The sequence below is a fragment of the Streptomyces sp. SID1328 genome (genome assembly GCF_009865595.1).
Taxonomy (GTDB): domain Bacteria; phylum Actinomycetota; class Actinomycetes; order Streptomycetales; family Streptomycetaceae; genus Streptomyces; species Streptomyces griseoluteus.
The window spans coordinates 1-3,742 of sequence record NZ_WWKH01000894.1; the positions used below are offsets into that span (position 1 = coordinate 1).

Annotated in this window: 3 protein-coding genes; all 3 read left to right on the forward strand. The window is 68.5% G+C overall.

Annotation, left to right across the window (positions count from 1 at the left end; all coding sequences use genetic code 11):
- Positions 1-261: 261 nt before the first annotated feature.
- The 3 genes from GT030_RS28730 (at position 262) to GT030_RS28740 (ending at position 3,557) form a co-directional block, all read left to right on the forward strand.
- The gene (locus GT030_RS28730) at positions 262-915 is read left to right on the forward strand and encodes a hypothetical protein (protein WP_202460687.1); all 654 of its coding nucleotides are present in this window, start codon (positions 262-264) and stop codon (positions 913-915) included.
- Positions 916-1,036: 121 nt separating this feature from the next.
- Complete coding sequence (locus tag GT030_RS28735; protein ID WP_161203582.1) at positions 1,037-2,386, forward strand: Dyp-type peroxidase; 1,350 nt, start codon at positions 1,037-1,039, stop codon at positions 2,384-2,386.
- Between the two features lie 40 nt (positions 2,387-2,426).
- Entirely contained in the window at positions 2,427-3,557 is a 1,131-nt protein-coding gene (locus tag GT030_RS28740; protein WP_161203583.1) for a catalase family protein, read from the forward strand.
- The last annotated feature ends 185 nt before the right edge of the window (positions 3,558-3,742 follow it).

The window sequence follows — 3,742 nt, forward strand, 5'->3', positions numbered from 1 at the left end:
GAGTTCCGGGCGGCGCTGGAGAACCCGGCCAACGCGGAATTGGTGGCCACGCCCGCCTTCCAGAAGCTGCTGGAGGAAGCCTCCGCCTAGCGCCCGGACGCCACCGACGCACCGATACGGAAGGTAGTGGGGACGGCAAAGTGGACCGACGCGGACGCGCCGAGGCCAGAGTCTTCCGGGAGTCCGCCCCGGGTGAACGCATCGACCCGAGCTGAGGATGCGAGGCAGCGCGACCGCGCTGAGCATTGACGTGTGAGGGCGATGGCGTCTCGGGTCCAGGCGCTTGGTGACCCTCGCACCGATCCGTGGCAGGAGAGTCCGGCGATGACTCCGACACCAGGTGCACCTCAGTCAGCACACCCCGACCGGCCGGGCGCCTCGGAGGGGGTGTGCAGCGAGTTCACCGTATTCGCCAAGATCAAGCCGGGGCATACGGAAGCGCTGCGTGAGCTGCTGGCCGACATCGAAGGAAAGTCGGCCGACGAAGGGAACCGCGCGGCCATACAACAGATCGGCACCCTGCACGACGCACGCTACGTGATCTTCGAAAACGGCACCCGCTTCATGTTCGCCAGCGTCTTCGACGGTTCCTGGGACACCTACATCGACGACTTCGCCAAGACGGTGGTCGGGCAGGTCTTCGAACAGGTCTTCTCGCACACCGAGGGGTTCCCTGGCATCAAGGACCCGGAGGTGAAGGAGTGGTTCCTGGCCCATCAGGCGCCCGCAGGGGCTTTCTTCAGCGCCTATCCGGATCTGACCGTCCGGCAGATCTGGAGGGACCACGAAGTGGACGAGGCGTTCGAAGAGGTTCTGGACACCCCTGAGTTCCGGGCGGCGCTGGAGAACCCGGCCAACGCGCAGCTGGTGGCCACACCGGCCTTCCGGCACCTGCTGGAGCTGGCCGCCAGCTAGGCAGGTCGCGAGCGGCACCCCAGCACTCACCGCCGACCCGATGCCGACGGACCGCGTCGGCGGGCGCGGGCAACCCACCGAGGGCTGCCAGGGCTACGACTGATGTGGAGCACAAGGCATCATGAACACAACAGCAGAGGGCGGCGCGGGCACCGTACGTGTCGAGATCGACGACATCCAGAGCGGAGCACTGCGCCCCCGGCCCGTCCCGTACGAGGGAAGGTACCTCTTCCTGCGCGTCGACGACCGACACGCCGGGCGCGCCCTGCTGCGGCGGCTGCTCCCGCTGACCGCGGCCGGCCTGCCCACGGACCCGAGCCAGGATGCCTGGGTTGCCGTGGCGTTCACCTACGAGGGGCTGCGGGCCCTGGGGGTGCCGCAGGAGTCGCTGGACAGCTTCCCGCAGGCGTTCCGCGAGGGCATGGCCGCCCGGGCCGAGCTGATCGGCGACGTGGGCGAGAGTGCGCCGGCCCACTGGGAGGCACCGTTCGGCACGGGCGATGTCCACATCGCGTTGAGCGCCCTCTCCTCCGACGCGGCGCAGCTCGACAAGGAGCTGGAGCGGGTCCGGGTCGCGTTCGAGGACACCCCCGGTGTCCAGGTGATCTGGCAGCAGGAGGTCCGCCAGCTCCCGACCGGGCGCACCACCTTCGGTTTCCGTGACGGCATCAGCCATCCGAACATCGAGGGCGTCGGGCTGCCCGGCTCCAACCCGCAGGAAGCCCCCATCAAGGCCGGCGAGTTCATCCTCGGCTACCCCGACGAGACGGGGAACCTGCCTCCTATGCCCACCCCCGATGTGCTGGGCCGGAACGGCACCTACGCTGCTGTGCGCAAGGCGCACACCAATGTGGCGGCCTGGCGCCGGTTTCTGCGGGCGAACAGCTCCAGCGCCGAGGAGGAGGACCTCCTGGCAGCGAAGATGGTCGGGCGCTGGCCGAGCGGAGCACCGCTGGCGCTGGCGCCGGAACACGACGATCCGGAGCTGGCGGCGGATCCGCACCGCGTCAACAATTTTCTGTACCGGGAGCACGACGATCGCGGCTTCCGGTGCCCCGCAGGTGCGCACATCCGGCGCACCAACCCCCGCGATGCCACCATCATCGGCGACGCACGCATGCATCGCCTCATCCGCCGCGGCACCACCTACGGTCCGCCGCTGCCGGAGGGTGTGCTGGAAGACGACGGCGCCGACCGCGGTCTGGTCGGAGTGTTCCTCGGCGCCCATCTGGAACGGCAGTTCGAGTTCATCAAGGCCGAGTGGATCAACGACGGCAATTTCGTCGGCTACCCCGGCGAGAAGGACGCGGTGGCCGGGCATCACGGCGGGACCGACACCCTGACCATCCCGGAGAAGCCCGTCCGGCGGCGTCTGCGGAACCTGCCCAGCTTCGTGGTCACGCGGGGCGGTGAGTACTGCTTCGTACCGGGGCTGCGCGCCCTGCGCTGGCTCGCTGAGCTGGAGGACTGAGGGCGGTTTCCACCGCGGTCTTCGAGGAGGGTTCGACACCATGGCAGCACAGTTCGTCCGCTATACGTCTGACGTTGAGGCCGACGATCCGGACTTCGACCGCAACGTGCAGACGGTGATCAGCAAGACCGAGAGCTATATCGCCGACTCCGTCGAAGCCGGTGGCACCGGCCAGGCCCTGCGAGATGCCCACGCCAAGGGCTACGGGCTGGTCCGGGGGGAAGTGGAGATCCTGGACGGGCTACCCCCCGAGTACGCCCAAGGTATCTACGCGACGCCGAGGACCCACGACGCGCTCATCCGCTTCTCCAACGGCTCGCCGCACGCCGGAGCCGACGCACGCCTGGGTGCCGCCACCGGACTGGCGCTGAAGATGTTCGACATCCCCGGCCCGACCCTGCTGGAAGACGAACCGGACACGGGCACCTTCGACTACGCGAACATCAACGGACCGATCTTCTTCTGCAACACGGTCGAGGACTACCTGTTCATCCAGGAACTGTTCCTGGAGGCGCCGGCCTACTTCTCGCAGGGACGCCCCGGAGCACATCGCTTCTTCACCGAGTTCCTGACCGGAAAGGGGACCCTGGACCAGGACAACTGGGCGTGGGACGAGTTCCTGGCCTTCCTGCGCCTGTCGAAGACCCCTCCCGCGAACGTACTGCTGTCGAGCTACTGGACGATGGGCGCGGTCCGGCACGGCGACTACATCGCCAAGGTCCGCTTCACCCCCGACCCGGCCGCCGCCGCCGCGGTGGAGCGGCGCGACATCGACCCGACCTCCGCGGCGGAGGTCTTCCGCCCGGCCCTGCAGGCCGAGCTGCAGACACGGCCCTACGCCTTCGACATCCAGGTCCAGCTCTGCACCGACCTGGAGCGCATGCCGGTGGAGGACCTCACCGTGGAGTGGCCCGAGAAGCTCTCGCCGTCCGTCACTGTGGCAAAACTGCGGCTGCCACAGCAGGACATCTCCAGCCCGGAGAACCTGGAGAAGATGGACGCGCTGTCCTTCACGCCCTGGCGGGTCACCGCCGAGCACGCCCCCCTCGGCAACATCATGCGGGCCCGCAAGGAGGTCTACCGGCACTCATCCATCGCACGCCACAAGCTCAACCAGCAGCCGCGCAAAGAGCCGCGCAGCGTCGACGAGGTGCTCGGCCCCTCCCGGTGAAGCCGTCCGGCGCCACGGCAAGCACCCAGTTCACTCCTGGGAGGCGTCGGCACGGCGTACGGCCCCGGACGGGGAGTCCGAGGCCGAGTGGAACCCCTCCCTGGGGAATCAACCCCAGGTCGGAGCGGTAACGCGTTGTGCCCCCGGCAGGATTCGAACCTGCGACACCCGCTTTAGGAGAGCGG

Excerpts from the sequence above, each read along its gene's own strand:
- GT030_RS28740 (WP_161203583.1), top strand. The coding sequence starts at position 2,427 with ATGGCAGCACAGTTCGTCCGCTATACGTCTGACGTTGAGGCCGACGAT.
- GT030_RS28730 (WP_202460687.1), top strand. The coding sequence starts at position 262 with ATGGCGTCTCGGGTCCAGGCGCTTGGTGACCCTCGCACCGATCCGTGG.
- GT030_RS28735 (WP_161203582.1), top strand. The coding sequence starts at position 1,037 with ATGAACACAACAGCAGAGGGCGGCGCGGGCACCGTACGTGTCGAGATC.